This window comes from Streptomyces sp. NPDC107521, assembly GCF_055598485.1.
In genome coordinates, this window is the sequence record NZ_JBVKAT010000003.1 from 75,129 (window position 1) to 100,414 (window position 25,286).

General features: G+C 73.7%; 14 protein-coding genes and 1 tRNA gene. 8 read left to right on the forward strand and 7 right to left on the reverse strand.

All coding sequences use genetic code 11. The annotated features are described in order from the left end of the window. Positions 1 to 174 precede the first annotated feature (174 nt). Positions 175 to 579 (forward strand): globin, encoded by a 405-nt coding sequence (locus tag ACZ7LB_RS06410; protein ID WP_471465673.1) that lies wholly within the window; start codon positions 175 to 177, stop codon positions 577 to 579. A 116-nt stretch (positions 580 to 695) separates the two neighbouring features. Here the strand turns inward: ACZ7LB_RS06410 and ACZ7LB_RS06415 are convergent, their stop codons facing one another. The 7 genes from ACZ7LB_RS06415 to ACZ7LB_RS06445 all read right to left on the reverse strand — a co-directional run bounded on the left by ACZ7LB_RS06415 (position 696) and on the right by ACZ7LB_RS06445 (position 10,843). Beyond that, positions 696 to 1,388 carry a DUF8010 domain-containing protein gene (locus tag ACZ7LB_RS06415; RefSeq protein ID WP_471465674.1) on the reverse strand — a complete coding sequence of 231 codons (693 nt, stop codon included), beginning with the start codon at positions 1,386 to 1,388 and terminating at the stop codon, positions 696 to 698. Then, positions 1,385 to 1,828, reverse strand: a complete 444-nt coding sequence (locus tag ACZ7LB_RS06420) for an acyl-CoA thioesterase (RefSeq protein WP_471465675.1) — start codon at positions 1,826 to 1,828, stop codon at positions 1,385 to 1,387. Before ACZ7LB_RS06420 ends, ACZ7LB_RS06415 begins: the two co-directional genes overlap by 4 nt. Before the next feature lie 6 nt (positions 1,829 to 1,834). Then, positions 1,835 to 3,499 carry an energy-dependent translational throttle protein EttA gene (ettA, locus tag ACZ7LB_RS06425; protein ID WP_471465676.1) on the reverse strand — a complete coding sequence of 555 codons (1,665 nt, stop codon included), beginning with the start codon at positions 3,497 to 3,499 and terminating at the stop codon, positions 1,835 to 1,837. Between the two features lie 158 nt (positions 3,500 to 3,657). Next, entirely contained in the window at positions 3,658 to 5,073 is a 1,416-nt protein-coding gene (locus tag ACZ7LB_RS06430; protein WP_471465677.1) for a Cys-Gln thioester bond-forming surface protein, read from the reverse strand. 413 nt (positions 5,074 to 5,486) lie between these two features. Further along, the gene (locus ACZ7LB_RS06435; protein ID WP_471465678.1) at positions 5,487 to 6,038 is read right to left on the reverse strand and encodes a single-stranded DNA-binding protein; all 552 of its coding nucleotides are present in this window, start codon (positions 6,036 to 6,038) and stop codon (positions 5,487 to 5,489) included. A 434-nt stretch (positions 6,039 to 6,472) separates the two neighbouring features. Next, positions 6,473 to 8,326 (reverse strand): YfjP family GTPase, encoded by a 1,854-nt coding sequence (locus ACZ7LB_RS06440; protein WP_471465679.1) that lies wholly within the window; start codon positions 8,324 to 8,326, stop codon positions 6,473 to 6,475. Between the two features lie 909 nt (positions 8,327 to 9,235). Continuing rightward, positions 9,236 to 10,843 (reverse strand): dynamin family protein, encoded by a 1,608-nt coding sequence (locus tag ACZ7LB_RS06445; RefSeq protein ID WP_471465680.1) that lies wholly within the window; start codon positions 10,841 to 10,843, stop codon positions 9,236 to 9,238. Positions 10,844 to 11,164: 321 nt separating this feature from the next. On the opposite strand from ACZ7LB_RS06445, the gene ACZ7LB_RS06450 reads away from it, so the two are divergent. The 7 genes from ACZ7LB_RS06450 (at position 11,165) to brxL (ending at position 24,883) form a co-directional block, all read left to right on the forward strand. Next, positions 11,165 to 11,237 (forward strand) — tRNA-Arg (locus ACZ7LB_RS06450). A 666-nt stretch (positions 11,238 to 11,903) separates the two neighbouring features. Then, positions 11,904 to 12,530 (forward strand): DUF1819 family protein, encoded by a 627-nt coding sequence (locus ACZ7LB_RS06455; protein ID WP_471465681.1) that lies wholly within the window; start codon positions 11,904 to 11,906, stop codon positions 12,528 to 12,530. After that, positions 12,527 to 13,126 (forward strand): DUF1788 domain-containing protein, encoded by a 600-nt coding sequence (locus ACZ7LB_RS06460; protein ID WP_365206239.1) that lies wholly within the window; start codon positions 12,527 to 12,529, stop codon positions 13,124 to 13,126. The genes ACZ7LB_RS06455 and ACZ7LB_RS06460 overlap by 4 nt, the downstream gene beginning before the upstream one ends. Beyond that, a complete protein-coding gene (gene brxC, locus ACZ7LB_RS06465) occupies positions 13,123 to 16,629 on the forward strand; it encodes a BREX system P-loop protein BrxC (protein WP_471465682.1) in 3,507 nt (1,168 codons plus the stop codon). Before ACZ7LB_RS06460 ends, brxC begins: the two co-directional genes overlap by 4 nt. Continuing rightward, positions 16,629 to 20,141 carry a BREX-1 system adenine-specific DNA-methyltransferase PglX gene (gene pglX / locus ACZ7LB_RS06470; protein WP_471465683.1) on the forward strand — a complete coding sequence of 1,171 codons (3,513 nt, stop codon included), beginning with the start codon at positions 16,629 to 16,631 and terminating at the stop codon, positions 20,139 to 20,141. Before brxC ends, pglX begins: the two co-directional genes overlap by 1 nt. After that, the gene (gene pglZ, locus ACZ7LB_RS06475; RefSeq protein ID WP_471465684.1) at positions 20,134 to 22,629 is read left to right on the forward strand and encodes a BREX-1 system phosphatase PglZ type A; all 2,496 of its coding nucleotides are present in this window, start codon (positions 20,134 to 20,136) and stop codon (positions 22,627 to 22,629) included. Before pglX ends, pglZ begins: the two co-directional genes overlap by 8 nt. Before the next feature lie 16 nt (positions 22,630 to 22,645). Then, positions 22,646 to 24,883 (forward strand): BREX system Lon protease-like protein BrxL, encoded by a 2,238-nt coding sequence (brxL, locus tag ACZ7LB_RS06480; protein WP_471465685.1) that lies wholly within the window; start codon positions 22,646 to 22,648, stop codon positions 24,881 to 24,883. Positions 24,884 to 25,286: the final 403 nt, after the last annotated feature.

Genomic DNA, 25,286 nt, shown 5'->3' on the forward strand with positions numbered 1-25,286 from the left:
CGCCGGGCGGGTCCGCCGGGCTCCGGGGCGGTCGCGGGAGGGCGGCCTACGTCTCGGGTCCTGGTTCCCCGGGTCTGAGACGATGGAGGGGTACTGCAGTTCCGGGGGCGCGACCCCGGGCGCCCCGGTCCGACGCCCGGGGCGGACCGGCAGGAGATTGGTGGGGCACACACGGTGACCGAGATTCGGCGCGGCACGCTTCAGGAGCAGACGTTCTACGAGCAGGTCGGCGGGGAGGAGACCTTCCGCCGTCTCGTGCACCGCTTCTACGAGGGGGTCGCCACCGACCCGCTGCTGCGGCCGATGTACCCGGAGGAGGACCTCGGCCCGGCGGAGGACCGGCTCACCCTGTTCCTGATGCAGTACTGGGGCGGCCCGTCCACGTACAACGAGACCCGGGGCCACCCCCGGCTGCGGATGCGGCACGTCCCCTACACCGTCGACCGCGCCGCGCACGACGCCTGGCTGAAGCACATGCGGGACGCCCTCGACGAGCTGGGGCTCTCCGAGGAGCACGAGCAGACGTTGTGGAAGTACCTGACCTACGCGGCGTCCACCCTGATCAACGCCCCGGACTGACCCCGCACCCGCCGGGTCCGCGCGGCTGGCGTTCCCGCCCGGCCCCGGCGGTACGGGGGCGGCGGGGCGGAACCGGGGCGGGCGCGGGCCCGCCGGACGCCCCGGCTCCGACCGGGTCAGCGCACGCTGACGCCCAGGTCCCCGAGGCCCGCCCCGGTCCGGCGCAGCGCCACCGAGCCGAACGGGGTGCGCAGCCGCAGCCAGGACCCGGCGGCGACCAGCGCGGGCGCCCCGGCGCCGGACGGACCCCCGGCCGGGCGCAGGAAGCCGAGCGACTGGGCGGCGTGCACCGCGCGCACCGGCAGCGCGGTCTCCGCGACGGTGCGGGACCAGATCTCCCGCCCGACGGCGTCCAGCACGGCCCGGGTCCGCCGCTCCGGCGCCAGTGCCCCGGTGCGGGCGCGAAACTCGGCCACCGCGGCCGAGACCAGCGCGCGCAGCGCCTCCGGCGCGGGGAGACCCGGCACGGGGCGCCAGCCGCCGCGCGGGGGCAGCACCCCGGCCCACGGGGGCCCGGTAACCGGGGCGGGGACGGCGGCCGTGGCGGCCCGGTCGTCCACCGAGTCCAGCAGTTCACCGGCGGAGACGGTGGTGTCGAGGGTGACCTCCAGCCCCTTCTCGTAGGGCTTGGACAGCCGTGCCGTGCGGATCGCCAGCACCTCGAAGGAGGGCGGGCGGCCGAAGACGGCGAGCGTCGTGCCGGCGGCCTGGAGGCGCACCGCCGCCGCGCGGTCGTAGTGGAGCAGCCGCGAGAGGAAGGCCGCCAGGTCGGCGGCCTCCCCCTCGTCGGCGAGGTGCAGCACCGTCATGCCGCGACGGCCTCCTCCTCGTTCTTCGCCCGGCCGGGGCCGGGGCCCCCGGGCTCGTCCCGGTACTCCCGGAGGAACTCGCGCTCCTCCTCGGTGAGCCGCCGGGGCCGCTGTGCCTCGAAGTCGAAGGGCACGATCACCGTGGAGGCGCGGACGTAGACCAGGTCGCCGTCCTTCACCTCGTAGGTGAGGGTGAAGGAGGCGGCCCTGATCTCCGTGACCCACAGCTCGATGTCGACCGGGGCGTGCCGGTGCACCAGCTGCCGCTTGTAGTCGATCTCGTGGCGCGCCACCACCGACCCCTGCTTGAACTCCTTGTCCGGACGGAACAGGAAGTCGATACGGGCCTCCTCCAGGTAGCGGAGGAAGACCACGTTGTTGACGTGGCCGTACACGTCCATGTCCGCCCAGCGCAGCGGGCAGCGGTAGAGATGCCGCAAGACCGATCAGCCCCGGGTGAGCTTCTTGTAGGTGGCGCGGTGCGGACGCGCGGCGTCCGGGCCGAGCCGCTCGATCTTGTTCTTCTCGTACGACTCGAAGTTGCCCTCGAACCAGAACCACTTGGAGTCGCCCTCGTAGGCGAGGATGTGGGTCGCGACGCGGTCCAGGAACCACCGGTCGTGGGAGACGACCACGGCGCAGCCGGGGAACTCCAGCAGCGCGTTCTCCAGGCTGGAGAGGGTCTCGACGTCGAGGTCGTTGGTCGGCTCGTCGAGGAGCAGCAGGTTGCCGCCCTGCTTGAGGGTGAGCGCGAGGTTGAGGCGGTTGCGCTCACCGCCGGACAGCACGCCCGCGGGCTTCTGCTGGTCCGGGCCCTTGAAGCCGAACGCGGAGACGTAGGCCCGCGAGGGCATCTCGACCTGGCCGACGTTGATGTAGTCCAGCTCGTCGGAGACGACGGCCCACAGCGTCTTCTTGGGGTCGATGTTCTCGCGGCTCTGGTCGACATAGGAGATCTTGACCGTGTCGCCGACCTTGATGGAGCCGGAGTCGGGCTGCTCGAAGCCCTGGATCATCTTGAACAGCGTGGTCTTGCCCGCGCCGTTGGGGCCGATGACGCCCACGATGCCGTTGCGCGGCAGCGTGAAGGAGAGGTCGTCGATGAGGACCTTCTCGCCGAAGGCCTTGGTGAGGTGGTCGACCTCGACGACGATGCTGCCCAGCCGGGGGCCCGGCGGGATCTGGATCTCCTCGAAGTCCAGCTTCCGCATCTTGTCGGCCTCGGCCGCCATCTCCTCGTAGCGGGCCAGCCGCGCCTTGGACTTGGCCTGGCGGCCCTTGGCGTTGGAGCGGACCCACTCCAGCTCGTCCTTGAGGCGCTTCTGGCGCTTCGCGTCCTTGGCGCCCTCGACCTTGAGGCGGGTGGCCTTGGTCTCCAGGTACTTGGAGTAGTTGCCCTCGTAGCCGTGCAGACGGCCCCGGTCGACCTCGCAGATCCAGCCGGCCACGTTGTCCAGGAAGTACCGGTCGTGGGTGACGGCCACGACGGTGCCCTCGTACTTGGCGAGGTGCTGCTCCAGCCAGTTCACCGACTCGGCGTCGAGGTGGTTGGTGGGCTCGTCGAGGAGCAGCAGGTCGGGGGCCTCCAGCAGCAGCTTGCAGAGCGCGACGCGGCGCTTCTCACCACCGGAGAGGTTGCTCACCGCCCAGTCGCCGGGGGGGCAGCCCAGGGCGTCCATGGCCTGTTCGAGCTGGGCGTCGAGGTCCCAGGCGTTGGCGTGGTCGAGCTGCTCCTGCAGCTTGCCCATCTCGTTCATCAGCTCGTCGGTGTACTCGGTCGCCATCTGCTCGGCGATCTCGTTGAACCGGTCGAGCTTGCCCTTGATCTCGGCGACACCCTCCTGGACGTTCTCCAGGACGGTCTTCTCCTCGTTCAGCGGCGGCTCCTGGAGCAGGATGCCGACGGTGTAGCCGGGGGTGAGGAAGGCGTCGCCGTTCGACGGCTGCTCCAGACCGGCCATGATCTTGAGAACGGTCGACTTTCCGGCGCCGTTCGGGCCGACGACGCCGATCTTCGCCCCCGGCAGGAAGTTCAGGGTGACGTCGTCGAGGATCACCTTGTCGCCGTGCGCTTTGCGCGCCTTGCGCATGGTGTAAATGAACTCAGCCAAGAGAAACCGTCCGGCAGCTCGATCAGGCAGTGGGCAGATACACCCCATCTTGCCGCACCGCCAGCCCTGGGCGAAAACCCGTCCTCATCGGGCGCTCCGGCCCGGGCGGGCGGAGGGGCGGGCCGGGGGCCCGGTCCCGGGGCGGCCGGGTGGGGGTGTCAGCTCCCGTGGGTCTCGCGGCGGCGGATGACCAGGAGGGTGGCGCCGCCGAGGGCGATCAGGGTGAGGGCCAGCACACCGATCACCGGGGTGAGGCTGGAGCCGCCGGTCGAGGCCAGGTCGGGGCCGGCGGACGGGGCGGGGACGTTCACCGGGGCGAGGGACGGCCCGGCGGCGGTCTGGGTGCGGATGTCGGCGGCCGTCCCCGCCTGGGTGCGGCAGTCGAGGACGCCGGCGAACCGCTGCGCGTAGCCGTTGGGGCCGGTGATGGTGAAGTCGTAGGCGCGGTCCTCGGGCAGCGGGAGCGCCACCGTCCGGCGCTCGCCCGGCGCGATGGTGTACTCGGTGTCCAGCAGCGTGAAGGAGAAGGGCTCGTCGCCCTTGTTGACGGCGGTGATGTCCAGCCCGCCCTCGGCGCAGTTCTCCTCGGCGGACAGGGCGGGGACCGCCCCGGTGGCGGCCCAGGCCGCCGTCGCGGTCGCGGAGACCGTCGATTCGCTGGAACCGGCGAGGACCTGCGTCTGGCTGCGGTTCTCCGAGGCGAGGGCCCGGCCGACCGGGACCGTCGTCGACGCCTGCACGGTGAGCCGGGCGGTGCCGGGCGCCGCGTCCTCGGGCACGTCGAAGTAGACCCGGGTGCCCGAGGCGACGGAGGTGACCGGCCGGCCCTTGCGGTCGACGATCCGGACGCCGTTGGCGGCGGCGTCCGCGGGCGGTGTCACCGTCGCGCTGCCGGCCCCCGTGCGGACGGTGACCGGGCCGAGCGGTTCGCCGGGGCGTCCGGCGACCGCGCGGGGCTCCACGGTGAGGGACGCCCCGGGCTCGGCCCGGGGGCGGGCGTTCTTCTCCAGGTAGTCCGCGAGCCGCTCGGCCCGGGCGCCGACCGCCTCGACGTCGGCGTGGTCGGAGTAGCGCCAGATGGCCACCTGGGTGCCGGCCGCCGCCTCCTGCCGGGTGAGCCCGCCGGGGACTCCCGCCCTCCTCGCGAGTTCGGTGAGGTCGTCGACCTGGGGGTAGGAGTTCCGCAGGATCCAGGCGATGCGACCGGCGTCCTTGTTGGTGCCCAGGGAGGTGCCGCCCCACGGTGTCTCGTGGTACTTGGCGTCCTTCTGGACCGAGGTCTGGACGTCGACGCAGTAGGTCTGGAGGGTGCCGCCGCCCTCGACGGCCATCTCGAACAGCCCGGCCGACACCCGCTGGTCGCCGTCGGGTCCGTGGATCACCGCGGCGCCGTACGTCTTGAGCCCGCCCATCGTGGCCGTCGCCCCGCCCCGCTCCTGGCCGACGCCCTCGGCCGCGGCCGGTCCCGCGCCGGCGAGCACCCCGGCCGCGGCCAGGGCCGGCACCAGTGCGGCGACGGCGGCACGGGCCGCCCCCCGGCCGGGCCGGGACAGCAGAGCGAGCGAAGAAAACACCAAACTCCCCTTCCGGCGGGACCCGTTGATGCGGGGGAAACGGTCCCACCAGCAGAATCAGTTGCCCCGGAGGGCTTGTTCGGCATCCTAAGTACCTTGCGCACCACGCTCGCCGGGGAGGGTCGTCCGAGCGGTGATCCGACTCGGAATCGTTATCCCGGCGGCCTTGCCCGACAGGGCTTGTCGACAAAGCAACCGGGAACCACCCGGCGGGTGTTCACCCGGGGTGCGCGCGGGACCGCCCGGCCGGCCGAGATGCGGCGGGCGGCGTCAGGACTGCGGCGTCCGGGCTGCGGGGGCGGCGTCCGACGGGCGACGTCCGACGGGCCGCGCGGGTGTCCGGAGCGGCCTCCGGCGCGGGCGTCCCGGCGGATGGCCCCGGCAGGGGCGCCCGGCACGCTCCTCCCGTCCGGTCACCCCACCGCGGCGGGCTCCCGGCTCCGGCCGGTGCCCTCCCACGCCGCCGCCTCCACCACACCGTCCGCCTCCCCCACCGCACCGTCCGGCGCCCCGGCCGCCGCCGCTGCCGGCGTGGCGTCCGGTGATCCGGGCTCCGGGGTCTCCCACCGGGGCTCCGGGCCGGAGGGGGACGGGACGGCACCCTCCGTCCTGCTCGGGCGGCGGAACGCCGAGGTGCCGCGCGCCAGGTCGTGGCCGATGGCCACCGCGTCGATGTCCGCCGAGGTCCAGTTCTGCCCCTCGCGCGCCTCGGAGCGGACCTTGAGCCGCCCCCGCACGATCACCGGCTCCCCCACGGTGAGGGAGGTGGCGGCGTTGGCGGCGAGCTGGCGGCGGGCCCACACCGTGAAGAAGTTGGTGTGGCCGTCCGCCCACTGGTTCTTCTCCCGGTCCCAGTAGCGCGCGGTGACCGCCAGCCGGAACCGCGCCGACGGCCCGCTCGGCAGCTCCCGGAACACGGGCTGGGTGGCCACATTGCCCACGGCGCAGATCATTGTGTCGTTCATCGCGGATGCCTCCCTCGGGGCGACCGCGTCCGTCGCGACCGCCGCGATGCCAGAGTGCATTCCTTCGCCCGGTCCCGCCGGGGCCTGTGGACGGCCCCGGGCCTGTGGAGAACTCCGCCACCCGGACGAGTGAGCCGTATCCATGAACCGCCGGACCCCGGGCCTGGGCCCCGGCCCCGGCGCCCCGATCCCGGTGCCCCGGTCCCGGGCAGCCCGTCCGGGCGGGACCATCGGCCCCGGCAGGATCCGGGACACCAGCGGCCTCCCGCCCTCAGCGGTCGGACACCCCCGGCGCCCCGGCGGCAGGGCGCCCCGGCAGCCCGGCAGCCCGGCAGCCCGGCAGCAGAGTGGCCGCACGGCCCGGCGGCTTCGGAGGCCGGCAGCCCCACCGGCCCCCTCCCACAGCCCCCGCCGCACCCGGAAGGCACCGCCCCCTACCGCACCCCCGCCCCCGTGACCCTCCCGTACTGCTCCCGCACCTCCCGGTACCGCAGCAGCTCCGCCGCCAGCGGATCGAGCACCCTGGCCCGGCCGCACCCCGCAGCCGCCTCCCGCAGCCGCCGTTCCGCCTCGTCGCCGTAGCGGCGGGCCGGGCCCCGGGCGGCCATCCGGCAGCTCCACTCGATGACCGGCCCGCCCACGATCCCGGAGATCATCAACAGCACCGGAACCCCCAGGTTGGGCGACAGGTGGCCGACGATCTGCCCCAGCAGCCACAGGCCGCCCAGCACCTGGAGCAGGGTCATGGACGCCTGGGCGAGCACGGCCGCCGGCCACCATCCCGGCCGCGGCGGGCGCCCCTGCGGCGGGGTGCTGCGCACCGCCAGTTCGTCCAGCGCCTCCGGGAGCCCCCGCAGGCCGCGGGCCGCCGCCTCCCGCATCGCCTGGGCCCACGGCGCGGGCAGCCCGGCCGACGCCCGGTCGGTCACGGTGCGCACCGCCTGCTCCACCCGCTGCCGGGCGGTGGCCTCCTCGTCGTGCTGGGCGCGCACGGCGAGCCGCCCGGTGACCGGTTCGCGGCGGTCGTGGTACCAGCGCCACAGCCGCAGCCAGGGCGTGCCGCAGGCCCGGTTGGCGTTGCGCAGCCAGGCGCGCTCCGCCGCGTCGCCCGCCGCGGTGGCGCCGACCGCGTCGGCGAGCCGGTCGGCGAACTCCTCCCGCGCCTCCTCGCTGAGCCCGGTGCGCCGTCCGGTGACGTAGACGGGCCGGAGCCGTCCGGCGGCGGCGTCCACGTCGGCCGCGACGCGCAGGGCCGGTGCCTGGCGTTCGGCGACGAACCGGCCGAGCACGTCGCGCAGTTCGTCCAGGCCGTCGCCGGTGAGGGCGGAGAGCGCCATGACGGTGGCGCCCGGTTCGCCGTGCTCGCCCAGGGCGATCCCGTCCTCGTCGAGCAGCCGGCGCAGATCGTCGAGGACCTGCTCGGCGGCCTCCCCGGGCAGCCGGTCGACCTGGTTGAGGACGACGAGGGTGATCTCCGCGTGACCGGCCATCGGCCGCAGATAGCGCTCGTGGAGGACGGCGTCGGCGTACTTCTCGGGGTCGACGACCCAGATGACCGCGTCGACGAGGCCGAGGACCCGGTCGACCTGCGCGCGGTGCTCCACGGCCGCCGAGTCGTGGTCGGGCAGGTCGATCAGGACCAGCCCGCGCAGCGGCGAGTCCTCCTCGGGGTGGCCGAGGGGGCGGCGGCGCAGCCGTCCGGGGACGCCGAGCCGGTCCAGGAGGCCCGCAGCGCCGTCGCTCCAGCTGCACGCGATGGGCGCGGAGGTGGTCGGGCGGCGCACCCCGGTCTCGGAGATCGCCACCCCGGCGAGCGCGTTGAAGAGCTGCGACTTGCCGCTGCCGGTGGCGCCCGCGATGGCGACGACGGTGTGCCGGCCGGAGAGCCTGCGGCGCGCGGCGGCCTCGTCGAGGACCCGGCCGGCCTCGGCCAGCGTCCCGTTGTCCACGCGGGCCCGGGAGAGGCCGACCAGCTCGCGCAGCGCGTCCAGCCGGGCGCGCAGCGGCCCGTCATAGGCGAGCGGGGTCACGGCGGTGGAGCCGGGGAGCCCGCGGTCGGCGGGGGCGTGGCGTTCCGCGCCGCCGCTCTCCTCCACCCGGCGGGCGATCAGCCCGTCGCCCCAGACGCCCTCCTCGGGCGTACGGCCGCGGGCGGCGGCCCGCGGGGGCGCGGTGCCGTCGGCCGCGCCGCCGTCCTCCGGTGCCGCGCGCCGGGAGTCGCCGGGGGTGTCGTGCCCGCGCGCGGGGGCGCGGTCCCCGGTGTGCCCGTGCGTGGGCACGCCGTCCATCCGCCCCCCGTGCTCCGGGGGGCGTCCGGCGTGCCCGCTCCGGGGCGGAGTCCCGGCACGGTCCTCACGGGTGACGCCCTTCGCGTCACCACCGGCTCCACCGGGCCCGGCGGGACCACCGGCTCCACCGGCTCCACCGGCCCCACTGGCACCACCGGCGGCTCCCACCTCACCGGGGCCACCGACGGCTCCGGCCCTACCCGTCCTGCCCGTCCCACCGACGCCACCGGCGGCTCCCGAGGCGGCACCGGCTCCGGAGCCCCGCGCGTCCCGGGCACCCCCCACCCCGCCGGACCCGCCGCGCCCCTCGGACCCGCCGGACGTACTGCCGGCCCCGCCGGCTCCGGTGCCCCCCGTGCCCTCCCTGCCGGCCCCACGTCCCACGGCCCCCGCCCCGGCCTCACCGGACGCACGCTCCGCACGGCCCGCGCCCACGGCACCCCACGCCCCGCGGGCAGCCCCCCGCACCGCGCCCCCGGCACCCTCGCTCTCGAAGCCCGCTTCGCCCCGCGCCCCCGGCCGCCCAGCCGCACCCGCGGGTCCGTGGACCGAGCCATGGCGCGAGCCCGGGCCCGGCTCCGATCCCCCCTCACCACCGGCCCCCGCCCCGGCACCGCCCGCCCCTGTCCCCGTCCCCGTGCCCCGGCCCCGGTCCGCCCGCCCCGCCGCCCCCGCGTCCGCGCCTCGGGCCGGGCCCGCGCCGTCCCGGGGGCCAACGCCGTCCCGGGGGCGCGAGCCGTCCCCCGCTCCCGCGCCGGGCCCCGCGCCCGCGGTCCCCTCCCCCGGCGCGGCACCCCCCGCCGCGCCCCCCGCGCCGCGCTCGTCCGTTCCCCCGTGCCTCCCGGGGTCCTGCCCCTCCGTGTGGTCGGTGTGCTCGGTGGGGTCCTGGTCAGTGACGGCGGTCACCGGTCACCTCTCCTTCTGCAGTACGGACAGCGCGGCGATGAGTTCGGCCTGCGGCTCGGGGTGGACGTCCAGCGCGTCCAGCGGGGCGAGGCGGCGCTCGCGCTCGGTGTGCACCACCAGGTCGACCTGCTCGGCCAGCAGCCGTCCGCCCCGGTCGCGCAGCCGCAGCGCGCCGTGGGCGCCGATCCGCTCGGCGAGGCCCTCCCCGGCGCCGCGCGCCCGGCGTCCGCCCAGCAGGACGGTGGCGACGAGGGCGGCGACCGTCTCGGGCTCCGGCGCCACCGCGCGGTCCAGCCCGCGCGTCTCCTCCTCGGCGTGCTCCTCCAGCTCCCGCCGCCAGCGCCGGACGGCCATGCCGATGCGGTGCTCGGCGGTGTCCGGCTCGGGGTCGGGCTCCTCCAGCCCGGGGGCGCCGGCGGCCGGTTCGCGCCGCCAGGCCGCGTCGACGCGTTCGTCGGCGGCGGTGACGGAGCAGAGCAGCAGGGCGGTGAGGCTCTCCACCAGGGAGTCGAGCAGCTCCGCCGGGGAGCAGTCCAGGGGGAAGGCCCGCCAGCGCTTGAGCGCGTCCCCGGCCAGCACCGCGCCCGCCTTCAGCCTGCCCCGCACCCGCGCGTGCTCGCCGTCGTACGCCTCGTCGACGGCGGTGGTGAGCCGCAGCGCGGCGGCGTACTGGGCGGCGCTGGCCCCGGCCAGTTCGGGCATCCGGGCGCCGAGGGAGTCGAGGACGCCGTGGGCGGTGCGGGCCATGGCGTGGTGCCGGGCGCCGAGGTCCTGGGCCCGGTGGACGAGCCAGGCGCGCAGCGGGGCCACGGCGGTGGCCGGGAGCAGGCCGCCGCCCCAGGCGGACTCGGGCAGTTCGGGCACGGTGAAGCGGGGGACGTCGCCCAGCCCGGCCTTGGTGAGCAGGGCGCCGTACCGCCGGGAGACCTCGGTGACGACCTGGTGCGGCACCCGGTCGAGCACGGTCACGAGGGTGGCGTCGTACTCCTTGGCGGTGCGCAGCAGGTGCCAGGGCACCGCGTCGGCGTAGCGCGCGGCCGTGGTGACCATCACCCAGATGTCGGCGGCGCAGAGCAACTCGGCCGCCAGGACGCGGTTGTCGGCGACGAGGGAGTCGATGTCGGGGGCGTCCAGCAGGGCGACGCCGGGCGGGAGGCTGTCGGCGGTCTCGATGCGCAGCACCCGTGCGGGGTCCTCGCCCGGGGGCAGCAGGTCGTCGTCGGTCTCCCGGCGGGGGGTCCACACCCGGGCGAGGTCGGGCAGGACGCGCATGCCGCTGAACCAGTGGTGGTCCTCGGGATGGCAGACCAGCACCGGTGTCCGGGTGGTGGGCCGCAGGACGCCGGCCTCGCTGACCCGGCGCCCCACGAGCGAGTTGACGAGGGTGGACTTGCCGGCGCCGGTGGAGCCCCCCACCACGGCGAGCAGCGGTGCTTCGGGATCTCTCAGGCGGGGCACGAGGTAGTCGTCTAGCTGGGCGAGCAGTTCGTCGCGGTTGGCACGCGCGCGGGGGGCCCCGGGCAGGGGCAGCGGGAAGCGTGCGGCCGCGACGCGGTCGCGCAGCGCGGAGAGTGCGTCGAGCAGTTGAGGCCGTACGTCCAAGGTCACCACATGGGAAGAATGCCCAATTTTAGGGGAATTCTGAAGCATATGCGCATGCCTGCGCGCCGACCGGACACTTCGGACGGAGAGGGCGAGTGGGGCGCGGGGGCGGTCCAGGCATAACGAGTGCACAACACCCGCCGCGCGAGGCGTGAAAAGCGCTGCACGATTCGTACCCGCCTGCGATTATCAGGACCGCTTCACCGAACCTCCACATTGAGCCACGGAGGCGAGGCACCAGGGACGAGGAACCGGGAGCCCTATCCTTGTCCCCGGCACTGCCACGGACCGGCCCCGCGCGGGCCGCCCGGGCAGCGGCCACCCCATCAGGCCCCCGTAGCTCAGTGGATAGAGCAGGTGCCTTCTAAGCACTTGGCCGCAGGTTCGAGTCCTGCCGGGGGCGCGCGGCCGTGTCGGCCATGGGCCGTTCCGAGCCCTTCGCGAGAACTTCGCGGAGGGCCCTTCCTCTGGCGTTCGATCAGTGGTATGCGCCGCCCCCGAGCGGACGGCCCGCACTCTCCCGGCCCACGACGCCCGCGCCCCGGGTCCACGACGCCCGCGCCCCGCCCGGCTCCCCCCTTCGCGCCCCGTCCACGCCCCGCTCCCGGACACCGCGCCGCCCCTGTCCGGGCCCGTCCCCGCCCGTCCCGTCCCGGCCCGCCCGGAGACCCGCGCCCCGGGCCCACGACGCCCGCACCCCGGCCGGGCCCCCTCGCACCCGCTCCCCCGGGCCGCTCCGCCCGCCCGCGCCCCGGCTCCGCGGTCCGGCCCCCGCACCCGGTCGGCGGACCGGGCCGACGGACCCGGCCGACGGAGGGCCCGCGGCCTCCCGGCCTCCCGAGGCGCCCGCCATGCCCGGACGGCGAGGTCCGGACCCGGACCCCAGGGGCGGCCTCCGCCCCCGCTCCCCGTGGGCCGGTCGGCCTACACTCGTCGGCGGCGGACCGCCGCCGGGGACGGGCGGGGGCGTGCCCGTCCGGGGGAGGCGAGGGGCCGCACGGCCGCCGTCCGGGACGGGTCCGGCCCGCCGTATCCTGAATGACCGACCCGACCCGGAAGGAGACGCCCCGTGGCGGAAGGGACCGCCCCCGCGCCCCGCTACGCGCTCTCGTTCACCAGTGGCGCCCTCCTCATGCGCGAGGCCCTGGTCGCCGCCCCGCTGTACCTCCGCGAGCGCGACTGGCCGCGCACGCGCGCGGCGATCGAGCGGGACAACCTGCTCCAGGCCCGCACCGTCGCGTCCGGCCGGCGCTCCGCCCGCGAGGTCGCCCAGCGGCTCTCCGTGCTCACCGACGGTGAGCTGGAGCTGCTGACCGGGGCCACCGCGACCGAGCGCGCGCACCTGCTGTGGGCCGCCGCCTGCCGCCGCTACGCCCTGATCGGCGAGTTCGCCGAGGAGGTGGTGCGCGAGCGGTTCCTGCTGCTGACGCCGTCCCTCGGGCACGAGGACTTCGACGCCTTCGTACGGGGCAGGACGCTGTGGCACCCCGAGCTGGCCGAGGTCAGCGGGGCGACCCTGCGCAAGCTGCGCTCGAACCTGTTCCTGATGCTGGCCGAGGCCGGCCTGCTCGCGGACGGGCGGCTCCTGCGGGCCGTGCCGTCGGGCCGCGTCGCCGCCGCCCTGTCCGCGCGGCCCCCGGGCGACCTGCGGTTCTTCCCGACCCCCGACGACGCCACCGGAAGGGCCCAGCGGTGACACCGACCGAACTGTCCGAGCAGGAGGAGCACCTGTTCCAGGTGCTCAGCGGCGAGCGGTTCCTGCGGATGGAGGGCCTGAGCAACGAGGTCCCCTTCTTCCTCTACCCCTACGACCCCGAGGACGCCCTCGCGGTCGCGGGCGCCCGCAGGCGCGTCAGGAACCGGCTGGCCAACAAGGGGATCACGGTCCGCGAGATCGACCTCTACGACCTGTCGGTGGAGCTGCTCACCGAGCGCGGGGTCTGGGACCGGCTGCTCGCCCTGGAACCCGGGCAGGACAAGGCCGACTTCCGCGAGCTGCTCCAGGGGATGCTCGATCCCCAGGACCACCTCGCGCCCGCCGTCCGGGCCCGGCTCGCCGGGGACGACTTCGACGTCCTCTTCCTCACCGGCATCGGCGAGGTCTTCCCGTACATCCGCTCGCACAACGTCCTGAACAACCTGCAGAGCGTCGTGACCGGCCGGCCGATGCTGCTGTTCTTCCCGGGCCACTACCGGCAGTCCGACACCCTGGGCTCGTCGCTGGTGCTCTTCGGGCGGCTCACGGACGACCAGTACTACCGGGCCAAGAACATCCTGGAGCAGGAGGCGTGACCGGATTGAAGCTGAACGAGATCTTCGCCAAGGACGTCCAGCGTCCGATCGAGGGCGTCATCAAGGCCGATGACACCGCGCACCTGGGCACCGAGGTGGACGAGTACGTCCTGACCAACGAGGCGGCCAAGGGGCTCGAACTCCTGCTGGAGGCGTACACGGACTACACCAACGCCAACGGGGTGTGGATCTCGGGCTTCTTCGGCTCCGGAAAGTCCCACCTGCTGAAGATGCTCGCGCATCTGCTCGGCGACGTCGACGGCCGCGAGTTCCCGCGCGAGCGGGTCTCGGAGAGCTTCCGGGCCAAGGCGCAGGGCGCGTTCCTCCCGGCCCTGCTGGACCGGGCCGCCCGCGTCCCGGCGAAGAGCCTGCTGTTCAACATCGACCAGAAGGCCACGCTGATCACCAAGGACCAGGGCGACGCCCTGCTGAAGGTGTTCGTCAAGGTCTTCGACGAGAGCTGCGGCTACTACGGCAACCAGGGCCATGTGGCCCGCTTCGAGCGGGACCTGGACAACCGCGGGCAGTACGGCGCCTTCAAGGAGGCGTACGCGCGGATCGCGGGCCGCGACTGGACCCACGGCCGCGAGGAGGGCGTCCTTGAGGAGGCCAACGTGGCCAGGGCCTACGCCGAGATCAGCGGCGGGGGCGAGGGGACGCCGACCGACATCCTGACCAAGTACCGCAAGGAGTACGGGGTCTCGATCGAGGACTTCGCCCACGAGGTGGCGGCCTGGGTCGACCGTCAGGGCGAGGGCTTCCGGCTGAACTTCTTCGTGGACGAGGTCGGCCAGTTCATCGGGTCCAGCACCCATCTGATGCTCAACCTCCAGACGATCGCCGAGTCCCTGAACACCAAGTGCCGGGGACGGGCCTGGGTGTTCGTCACCTCCCAGGAGGACATGGACAAGGTCGTCGGCGACCGCACCCGGCAGCAGGGCAACGACTTCTCCAAGATCCAGGCGCGGTTCCGGACCCGGGTGAAGCTCACCAGCGCCGACGTCGAGGAGGTCATCCGCAAGCGGCTGCTGGAGAAGAACGACGCGGGCCGGGCCGCCCTGGCCCGGATCCACGCGGAGCGGCACGCGGACTTCAAGACCCTCTTCGACTTCGCCGACGGCGCGAAGACCTACCGCAACTACACCGACGAGGCGCACTTCACCGGCACGTACCCGTTCGTCAGCTACCAGTTCCCGCTGTTCCAGGCCGCGATAGAGGGCCTGTCGGACCACAACGTGTTCGAGGGGCGCAACAGCTCGGTCGGCGAGCGCTCCATGCTCGGCGTGGTGCAGCAGGTCGCCAAGGACGTCGGCGACGCCGAGGTCGGCACCCTCGCCACCTTCGACCGCATGTTCTCCGGCATCCGCGCCTCGCTGAAGTCGGCCGCCCAGCGCTCGATCGACGTCGCGGAGCGCAACCTCCCCGACGAGCTGGCCGTGCGCCTGCTGAAGGCCCTGTTCCTGGTCAAGTACGTGGAGGGGTTCCAGGCGACCCCGCGCAACCTGACCGTCCTGGTCCACGACCGGTTCGGGCTCGACCTGCCCGTCCTCTCCCGGCAGGTGCAGGAGGCGCTGGCGGTCCTGGAGGCCCAGACCTACGTCCAGCGCAACGGCACCGTCTACGAGTACCTCAGCAACGAGGAGCAGATCATCGAGGAGGAGATCAAGAACGTCGACATCGACGCCTCCGAGGTCTCCGCCCGGCTGTTCCGGATCCTGTCCGGCGAGGTCATCCGCACCAACCGGCTGCGCTACGCCCGGAACGGGCAGGACTTCACCTTCGGCTACCGGCTCGACGACCAGGTGCACGGCAAGCAGCACGAGCTGTCCGTCCACTTCATCACCCCCGAGTACCCCTTCGGTCCGGAGGAGACCCGGATGCACAGCGCCGGGAAGGACGAGCTGCGCGTCGTCCTGGACCCCGACGAGCGCGTCCTGTCCGACCTGCGGCTCCTGATCAAGACCGAGAAGTACACCAGGCGCAAGCAGACGACCTCGCTCACCGCGGTCGAGACCCAGATCCTGAACTCCCGGGCCGCCCAGAACGTCGACCGGGAGCGGGAGCTCGCCGACCGCGTCGGCCAGGCGGTCGGCAGGGCGACGCTGGTGATCAACGCCGCCGAGGTGGCCTCCGCGTCCCGGGACGCCCTGACCCGGGTCAGCGACGGCTTCCAGGACCTCGTCGGCCGCACCTACACCCAGCTCGGCCTGCTCGGCGGGGCGACCTACGGCGAGCAGCAGATCGCCCCGTTCGCCGACCCCGACGCGGCCGGCCTCTTCGACGACGAGGCGCTGTCCCGGCTCGCCGCCCCGGCCGACGAGATCCTCTCGTACGTGGTGCGGCGCGACCGGCTCGGCGAGCAGGTGACCGTCAGGTCGGTGGTGGCCGCCTTCCAGACCAAGCCCTACGGCTGGGACCTCGCCAGCATCGAGGCCGTCGTGGCCCGGCTGGTCGGCACCTCGAAGCTCACCGTCCTCGTCGACGGCAACACGCTCAAGCGCACCGAGGTCGCGCCGGTGCTGCGCAACACCCAGAAGCACGCCCACGCGCTGCTCACCCCGCAGAAGGTCTTCGACGAGCGGCGGGTCGCGGCGTTCCGCGCCTTCTGCGGCGAGTTCTTCGACGAGGCGTCCGCGCCGAAGGACCCCCTGGAGCTCGCCCGGCACGGCGGCGAGCGGCTGCGCGCCCTGCTCGACGAGCTGCGGGCCCGGCGGGACCCGGCGGCCTACCCCTTCACCGAGCGGCTGGCGGAGCCCCTCGCCCTGCTCGAACAGGTCGTCGACCAGCCCCACGAGTGGTACCTGACCGGCTTCGGGCTCGGCGACGAACTGCTCGACGCCAAGGACTCCGTGATCGACCCGGTCCAGTCGTTCCTCAACGGCGCCCAGCGGGTCATCTACGACGAGGCCGCCGCGCTGCTCGCCGCCAACGCCACCAACCTCGGCTATCTGCCCCCGGGCAGCGACGCCGACGTCCGGCGGCTGCTGGCGGACCCCGACGCGTTCCGCGGCAACCGCATGGCCCGGCTCAAGCAGGCCGCGCAGGCGCTCGGCGACCTGATCGACGGGACCCTCGCGGCCGGCCGCGCCGCGGTGACCGCCGCGGTCGAGGCCCGCCGGGACGAACTGCTGGCCGGGCCCTCCTACGCGGCGGCCACCGAGGAGGCCCGGCAGCGGGTCACGGACGAGATCGACGGCGTCCTGCTGCGCCTGGCGCGGGAGACGCAGATCGCCCTGGTCCGCGAGACGGGCAACGGCTTCGACGAGAAGACCTACCCCGAACTGCTCGACCGGCTGGCCGCCGCCCGCCCCGCGGACACCGGCGGCGACGGGACCGGCGGCGCGCCGCCCGCGCCCGCCCGGCGGACCGTCTCGGTCAGGACGGTCTCCGTGCCCGGCGCCCACGGGGTGCTGGAGACGGCCGAGGACGTCGAGCGCTACCTCGACGCGCTCCGCGGCGCCCTGCTGTCCACGCTCGACGACGGAAAGCGAATCGCCCTCTGATGGAAACCGCCCCGCTCAAGTCCTTCGCCACCTGGGCGCGTTCCGCCCTCATCCGCGAGGTGGCGGCACGCGTCGCGGTCGTCCTCGCCCCCGCCTCGCCGGAGCGGGTGGAGCGGCGGGGCACCGTCGCGGCACTGGAGAGGGCCGTCGCCGCGGCCGGCGGCGGCGAGAGGGGCCGCGCCGCCGTCGCCGACCGGGTCGCCTACACCTGGTTCAACCGCGTCGTCGCCCTGCGGTTCATGGACGCCAGGGGCTACACCGGCGTCGGCGTCGTCTCGCCCGGCCGGGACGGCGCGGCGGGCCAGCCGGAGATCCTCGCCGAGGCCAAGCGCGGAAGCCTCGACGACGCGGTCGTCGGCCCGCTCGCCGCCCGGACCGTCACGGACCTGCTCGACGGCACCCGCCGCAGCGACGACCCGCAGGGCGAGGCGTACGCGCTGCTGCTCGCGGAGTACTGCCGCCACTGGAACCGCTCGATGCCGTTCATGTTCGAGCGCGAGGGCGACTACACCGAGCTGCTCATCCCCGCGAACCTCCTCGCGGACGACTCGGTGCTCGCCCGCGCCGCCGCCGTGCTGACCCCCGAGGTCTGCGAGGACGTCGAGGTCATCGGCTGGCTCTACCAGTTCTACATCTCCGAGCGGAAGGACGAGGTCTTCGCCGGGTTCAAGCGGAAGAGGAAGGCCGGCGCCGCCGAGATCCCCGCCGCCACCCAGCTCTTCACCCCGCACTGGATCGTCCGCCACCTCGTCGAGAACTCCCTCGGGCGGATCTGGCTGCTCAACCGGCCCGACTCCCGGCTCGCGGACCGGATGGAGCACTACATCGCCCCGGACGGCGAGCAGGGCGACCACCCGAGGATCGGCGGCCCCGAGGAACTGCGGATCATCGACCCCGCGTGCGGCTCCGGCCACCTGCTGACCTACGCGTTCGACCTGCTGTACGCCATCTACGAGGAGGAGGGCTACGCGCCCTCCGACATCCCCGGGCTCATCCTGACCCACAACCTCCACGGGACCGAGATCGACCCCCGGGCCGGCGCGCTGGCCGCGTTCGCGCTCTCGATGAAGGGCCGCGCCCGCCAGCGCACCTTCTTCGCCAAGGGGATCGAGCCGGGCATCCGCGTCCTCGAACCCCACTCCTTCACCCGGCAGGAACTCGACCTCCTCCTCACCGCCGAGGGGCCGCGCGCGGCCGAGGAGGCGTTCTGGAACCAGTTCGCCCACGCGGACGTGCTGGGCTCGCTGATCCGTCCCGACGAGAAGCTGACGGCGCGGCTCGCCGCCCACCTCGCGAGCGGTGTCCCCGACGGCGACGACCTGATGAGCCAGGACGTGGTCGAGCGGGCCCGGCGTGTCGTCGCCCAGGCCGAGGCCCTGCTGCGGCAGTACACCGTGGTCGTGGCCAACCCGCCCTACATGGGCGCCCGGAGCTTCGGTCCGGAGCTGACCGCCTTCGCCAAGCGGGTCTTCCCCCGCACCCGGCACGACCTGTACGCGATGTTCATCGAGCGCGCCTTCCAGCTCGTCGCGCCGCGCGGCTCGGTCGCCATGGTCACCATGCAGACGTGGATGTTCCTGAGCGCCTACGAGGCGATGCGCAAGGAGCTGCTGGCGGCCAACCGGCCCACCGCCTTCGCCCACCTCGGCACACGGGCCTTCGGGGCGATCAACGGCGAGGTCGTGTCGACGGCGGCCTTCGTGGTGGAGGCGGGCGGCGCCGCGGACCGGGCCGGGACCTTCGTCCGCCTGACCGCCGAGGGGACGGAGGCCGCCAAGGACACGGCCCTGCGGGACGCCGCCGCGGGACGGGACGCCTCGCGGACCTTCCAGCGGTCGTCCGGCTTCTTCCTCTCGCTGCCCGGCGCCCCGCTCGCCTACTGGCTGGACGACGCGCTGGCGGCGGCCTTCGCCCTGCCCGTCGCCCTCAGGACCGCGCTCCGGCCGAAGATCGGCATGCGGACGGGCGACAACGAGCGCTTCCTCCGGCGCTGGTACGAGGTCTCCCACGGCGGCATCGGCCGCGGCTGCGAGAGCGCGGACGCGGCCGTGGCCTCCGGGCGCCGCTGGTTCCCGTACCACAAGGGCGGCGGGCTCCGGCGCTGGTACGGCAACCAGGACTTCGTCGTCGACTGGTTCGACGACGGGCGCGACATCAAGGCCGCCACCCTCGCGGCCTACCCCCAGCTCTCGCCCGACAACCTGAGCTGGAAGATCTCCAACGAGGAGTGGTACTTCCGGCCCGGCGTGACCTGGTCGGACATCTCCACCTCCGGCTTCGCCGCCCGCCACTCCCCCGCCGGGTTCCTCTTCGACGTGAAGGGGTCCTCGGGCTTCCCCGACGGCGTCCCGTCCGAGATCGTCCTCGCGCTGCTCAACAGCAGGGTCACCCACGAGTTCACCGCGGCGCTGAACCCCTCGACGACGATCCAGGTCGGCGACCTCGCGAAGATCCCCTTCGCCGAGCCGTCCGCACCGGACGCCGCGGTCCTGGTCCGCAACGCGCGGCGGCTGGTGGAGATCGCGCGCGCGGACTGGGACGCGTCGGAGACCTCCTGGGACTTCACCGGGTTCGGCGACCGCGTCGCGCGGCACGGCCGGGCCCCGCTCCCCGCTTTCCTGGACGGCCTGCGCGAGGAGTGGGCCGGCCTCGGGGCCGAGGCGCGGGAGCTGGAGCGGGAGAACGAGGACGTCCTCAACCGGACGTACGGCTACACCCCGCCGGACACGGCGACCGACTTCACCCACTTCACCACGGAGTCCGAGGGCAAGCGGGCCCCCGAGTGGCTGGCCGACCTCGTCTCCTACGCCGTGGGCTGCATGTTCGGCCGCTACAGCCTCGACGTGCCCGGACTGGTCCTCGCGGACCAGGGGGCCACCCTCCAGGACTACCTGGCGAAGGTGCCCGAGCCGTCGTTCCCGCCCGAGAAGGACAACGTCATCCCGATCGTCGGCGGCGACTGGTTCGAGGACGACATCGCCGCCCGCTTCCGCCGGTTCCTGCGCACCGCGTTCGGCGAGGAGCACTTCGAGGAGAACCTGCGCTTCGTCACCGCGTCGCTCGGCGTGGGGGACCTGCGCGACTACTTCCTGAAGTCGTTCTACAAGGACCACGTCCAGCGGTACCGCAAGCGCCCCGTCTACTGGATGTTCTCCAGCCCCAAGGGCTCGTTCAACGCCCTCGTCTACGCCCACCGCTACACGCCGTCGACCGTCTCCACCGTGCTCAACGAGTACCTGCGCGAGTTCCGGGCGAAGCTGGAGGCGGGCCGCAGGCACCACGAGGGGATCGCCGCCGGGACCGGCACCGCCCGGGAGCGGGCCGCCGCCCAGAAGGAGACCGACCGGCTGCGCAAGGTCCTGCTCGAACTCGACGCCTACGAGCACGACGTGCTGTATCCGCTGGCCACCCAGCAGGTGCGGCTCGACCTCGACGACGGGGTGCGGGCCAACTACCCGAGGCTCGGCGCCGCCCTGCGGCGGATCCCCGGGCTGGAGGCGGGCCATGAGTGAGGCGTCCGCCGTCCGCTCCCACCTGGAGCGGCGGTTCGAGACGCGCCGGGTGGTGTTCTGGCACGACCCGGAGGGCGAGTACGCCGCCGACCTCGACGCGCTCGGCCTGGAGGGCGTCGAGGTCGTCCGGGTCGCCAACGACGAGTACGCGGTCAAGCACCGGCTGCTGCGCGCGGAGCCCACCGCGAAGTTCCTCGTCTACCGGCGGGGCCCGGTGCCCACCGGGATCGACAACTGGCTGCTCGACCTGGAGCTGGCCCACGGGGTGTTCACCGCGGACCGGGTCTCCCTGACGCGCAAGGAGCTCGGGCTCACCGACGAGGGCACCGGCGAGGTGGTGCGGGAGCACGAGCGGTTCTTCCGGGCCGCGAAGCGGGTGCAGGGACTCAGGGCGCTGCTCCACCCCGGGGACGACGCCGACCGGCTGCGCGCCAAGATGGCGGCGGTGCTGCTGGGCCAGAGCGAGCACAGTCTGCTGGAGATCACCCGCGCCCTGCTCGTCGGGAACGCCGCCGGCGACGACGCCGGGTACCGCCTCCTGGCCGACCACGGCCTGGACGCGTTCCACTGGAGGGGCGTCGCCAGGATCTACGGCTACCGGTCGGAGCGGCCGGGCGTCGACGACTTCGTGCTGTGGATGTTCCGGCAGGCCGTCGCCGGGTTCGCCGCCGAGCACCCCGGCGGACTGCGGAACATCCAGCTCGACTTCGGCAGCCTGCGCTACGACGTCCGCAGCCAGGGGGCGATGAGCACCCTCGCCCGGCGGGCCGCCCGCGATCTGGACCACGCGGCCGCCATCGAGGACGCGGCCCTGGCGGACCTCGTGGGCAACGACCTGTTCGAGGACGTGGACCGGAAGATCATCAGCGATCTCGCCCGGGCCGTCGCCGAGCGCACCCTCCCGGCCCGCGAGGTCACCGAGATCGTCCGCGCCCGCCAGAGCAGCATCTGGATCGAGGGGTACCGCAACCTGTACGCCGCGATCGGCAGCGCCTCCGAGCTGCTGACCGCGCTCGGCTCGATCGACCTGTCGATGGGATCGTTCGACGAGGGACTGGACCGCTACCGGCACGAGTGGTTCCGCGTCGACCAGCTCTACCGGCGGTTCACCCGCGCGGCGCGCGCCGCCGAGCACGCCGGGCCGCTGGAGGAACTGCGGGCGCAGGTCGAGGGGTTCTACGCGAACAGGTTCCTGCACCCCCTGGGCGCGGCCTGGCAGCGGCACGTCGACGGGGTCGGCCGGTGGCGCTCCGCCGTCCTGCGCCCCCAGACCTCGTTCTTCGCGGACCACGTCCGCCCCCTCGTCCGGGACGGCCGGCGCAAGGCCGTCGTGATCGTCTCCGACGCCCTGCGCTACGAGATCGCCGAGGAACTGGGCGAGCGCGTCCGCAAGGAGGACCGGTTCGACGCGGCCCTGGACGCCGTCCTGGGCGTGCTGCCGAGCTACACCCAGCTCGGGATGGCGGCGCTGCTGCCGCACACCACGCTCGGGCACACCGGCCGGCGCGATCTGGTCCACGTGGACGGGCGGCCGACCGCGGGCAGCGAGAACCGCGGCAGGATCCTCGCCGACGAGGGCGGCACGGCGGTGCCCGCCGAGGACCTGCTCGGGATGACCCGCGACGAGGTCCGCGAGCTGTACCGCCGCCACCAGGTCCTGTACGTCTACCACAACCGCATCGACGCGACCGGGGACAAGCGGAGCACCGAGCGGCAGGTGTTCGAGGCCGCGGAGGAGACGCTGCGGGAACTCGTCGCCCTGATCAAGCGGCTGACGAGCGCCGACGCCACCAACATCCTGGTCACCGCCGACCACGGCTTCCTCTTCCAGGACTCGGCCCCGGGCGACGAGGGCCATCTGTCCGTCGCCCCCCAGGGCGACCGGATCGCCGTGCAGGCGCGGCGCTTCGTCCTGGGCACGGGGCTGAAGGAGGACCCGGCGTTCCACACGTTCACCCCGGCGCAGCTCGGGCTGGACAGCGACCTCGAGGTGCAGATCCCCAAGTCGGTGCACCGGCTGCGGCTCCGGGGCTCGGGCGCCCGGTTCGTCCACGGCGGGGCGGCGCTCCAGGAGATCGTGGTGCCCGTGCTCACCGTCAACCGCAAGCGCCGGAGCGACACCAGGCCGGTGAACATCGACATCCTCCCGGAGACGGACAAGATCACCACCGGTCAGCTCGTGGTCAAGCTGTTCCAGAGCGAGCCGGTCAGCGCGAAGGTCCAGCCGCGCACCGTGCGGGCCGGTCTGTACTGCGGTGACACCCTGATCTCCAACCAGGTCCGGCTGGTGTTCGACCAGGAGTCGGCCGACAAGCGCGACCGGTACCAGAGCGCCGTCATGCTCCTCGGCCGGGAGGCGAACCGGCACAACGACCGGACGGTCGAGTTCAGGCTGGAGGAGCAGATCCCCCACACGAACCAGTGGCGCGTCCACGGCCGGGCGCTGTACACGCTCAAGCGCTCGTTCGCCTCGGACTTCGACTTCTAAGGGAGGGTGTGCGGCAGTGAGTGACGTGAGCGAGGCGGCCCCGGCCGGCCGGACGGGTCCCGGCGCGGCGGCGGCCGCGGGCGGCGCCGGCGGCACGGACGGCGCCGCTCCGGTCAGGAGCGCCCTGGACCTGAAGGCCAACCGGCTCTTCGCGGGCGCCGTCGTGCGCAAGGACCTGGTCAAGGCCGTCAAGGGCAACGCCATCGTGCCGTCCTACGTGCTGGAGTACCTGCTCGGGCAGTACGCGGCCTCCGACGACGAGGCCACCATCCGGGCGGGCATCGACACGGTGCGCAGGATCCTGGCCGACCACTACGTGCACCGGAACCAGTCCGAACTGGTGAAGTCCACCATCCGGGAGCGGGGCCGGCACCGGATCATCGACAGGGTCACGGTCACGCTCAACGAGAAGGACGACGTCTACGAGGCCGAGTTCGCCAACCTCGGCGTCAAGGGCGTGCGGGTGGAGCCCGCCACGGTCAAGGCCCATCCGAAGCTGCTGGTCGGCGGGGTGTGGTGCATCTGCGACATCGAGTACTTCCACAGCTCCGACCCGCGAGCCGTGCCGTGGATCCTCGGGTCCATCAAGCCCATCCAGCTGTCGAACTTCGACCTCGACGGCTATCTGGCGGCCCGGCGCGAGTTCACCACCGACGAGTGGATCGACCTGCTGGTGCAGTCCGTCGGGTTCGACCCCGCGCTGTTCGGGAGGCGGGCCAAGCTCCTCCAGCTCGCCCGGCTCGTCCCGTTCGCCGAGCGCAACTACAACCTCGTCGAACTGGGCCCCAAGGGCACCGGGAAGTCCCACGTCTACTCGGAGTTCTCGCCGCACGGCATGCTGGTCTCCGGCGGCGAGGTCACCGTGCCGAAGCTGTTCGTCAACAACGCCAACGGGCGGCTCGGCCTGGTGGGTTACTGGGACGTCGTGGCGTTCGACGAGTTCGCGGGCCGGAAGAAGCGGGCCGACCGGGCGCTCGTGGACATCCTCAAGAACTACATGGCGAACAAGTCCTTCTCCCGCGGCGTGGAGACGCTGGGCGCCGAGGCGTCGATGGTGTTCGTCGGCAACACCTCGCACACCGTGCCCTACATGCTCAAGCACTCCGACCTGTTCGACGAACTGCCCGAGAGCTACCACGACTCCGCCTACCTGGACCGGCTGCACTGCTACCTCCCCGGGTGGGAGGTGGACACCATCCGCGGCGAGATGTTCTCGCGGGGCTACGGCTTCGTCGTCGACTACATCGCCGAGGTCCTCAAGTCGATGCGTTCCCAGGACTTCTCCGACCGCTACCTGCGCCACCGCCTCTCGCTCTCCCCGGACATCTCGACGCGCGACCGCGACGGGGTCCACAAGACGTTCTCCGGGATGATGAAGATCCTCCACCCGCACGGGGAGGCCTCGCTCCAGGAGACCGAGGAGATCCTGCGGTTCGCGATCGAGGGCCGCAGGCGCGTCAAGGACCAGATCCTGCGGATCGACCCGACGATGCCCGGCGTCAGGTTCGGCTACCTGGACGGCGGCGGGACCTGGCATCCGGTCTCCACGCTGGAGGAGGACGAGTACCCGGCGTACTACCGCTCCGGGCGGCGCGCCGATTCCCACGGCGGCCCCGCGGACACCGGCGGGAGCGCCGACGCGGAGGCGGAGGACACCGCCGGGGAGGCCGCGGGCACCAGCGGGGAGCCGGTGGCCACCGCCACGGTGCCGCCCGCCCGGAACGGGAGTCCCGGCGAGCCCGCGCCGCCCGGGGAGGCTCCGCTGTTCGAGGGGCACCGCGAGTTCCAGGAGAACCAGCGCGGCGTCTCGTTCGGCACGCTCCTCGTGCCGTATCTGCGCGGCGCGGCGCGGATCACCGTCACCGATCCCTACATCCGCCAGTTCCACCAGGCCCGCAACCTCATGGAGCTGCTGGAGGGGATCGCCACCGCCAAGGACGCCGCCGACGAGGTGGAGGTCGCGCTCGTCACCTCGGAGAGCACCGGCGGCGAGGAGAAGGTCCGCAAGCAGCTCGAGTTCCTGCTCAAGGTGCGGGAGGGCGCGGCGGCGGCCGGCATCCGGCTGGAGGTCTCGTTCTCCGCGACCATCCACGACCGCTCGGTCGTCACCGACACGGGGTGGCGGATCGTGCTCGGCCGGGGGCTGGACATCTTCCAGTACGTCACCGGTGACGCCTTCGACCTCGCCACGAGGCTCCAGGAGTACCGCCAGGTGCGGGCGTTCGGGGTGACGTACATCCGCGACGGCGGGTGACCGCGAAGCACCGCCGCCCCGGTCCGGGCACCCGGGCACGGGCGGGCCCGGCCGACCGGCTCCGGATAGCCCGGCGGGTGCGCGACCACCGCGGGTCATATGCCTCCGGCAACCATGGCACATGATGGCCGCATATGCCCAAACAGGGCGAGCGGACCGTCCGGACCACCCTCGCATACCGGCCAGAATGGACGGCCCGGACGGACCGGACCCCACCGGGCCGCCCCGGCGGCGCTCCCGGCACAGCTCCGGGGCCCCGCGAAGGACCGTGCCGGAGCACCGGCGGGAGCCCCCTCCCCCGGGCCCCGGCCACACCCCCCACCCCCTCCCGGGACGACTTCGGACCCCCTCGGTCCGGCCACGTATCCGCAGGTCGGCCCGTATGCGCCCGCTCGGACCGGCA

What these genes read in the sequence shown, in the direction of transcription:
- ACZ7LB_RS06415 (WP_471465674.1), bottom strand. Translation starts at nt 1,388, where the DNA reads ATGACGGTGCTGCACCTCGCCGACGAGGGGGAGGCCGCCGACCTGGCG.
- ACZ7LB_RS06435 (WP_471465678.1), bottom strand. Translation starts at nt 6,038, where the DNA reads ATGAACGACACAATGATCTGCGCCGTGGGCAATGTGGCCACCCAGCCC.
- ACZ7LB_RS06440 (WP_471465679.1), bottom strand. Translation starts at nt 8,326, where the DNA reads ATGGACGGCGTGCCCACGCACGGGCACACCGGGGACCGCGCCCCCGCG.
- pglX (WP_471465683.1), top strand. Translation starts at nt 16,629, where the DNA reads ATGGAAACCGCCCCGCTCAAGTCCTTCGCCACCTGGGCGCGTTCCGCC.
- pglZ (WP_471465684.1), top strand. Translation starts at nt 20,134, where the DNA reads ATGAGTGAGGCGTCCGCCGTCCGCTCCCACCTGGAGCGGCGGTTCGAG.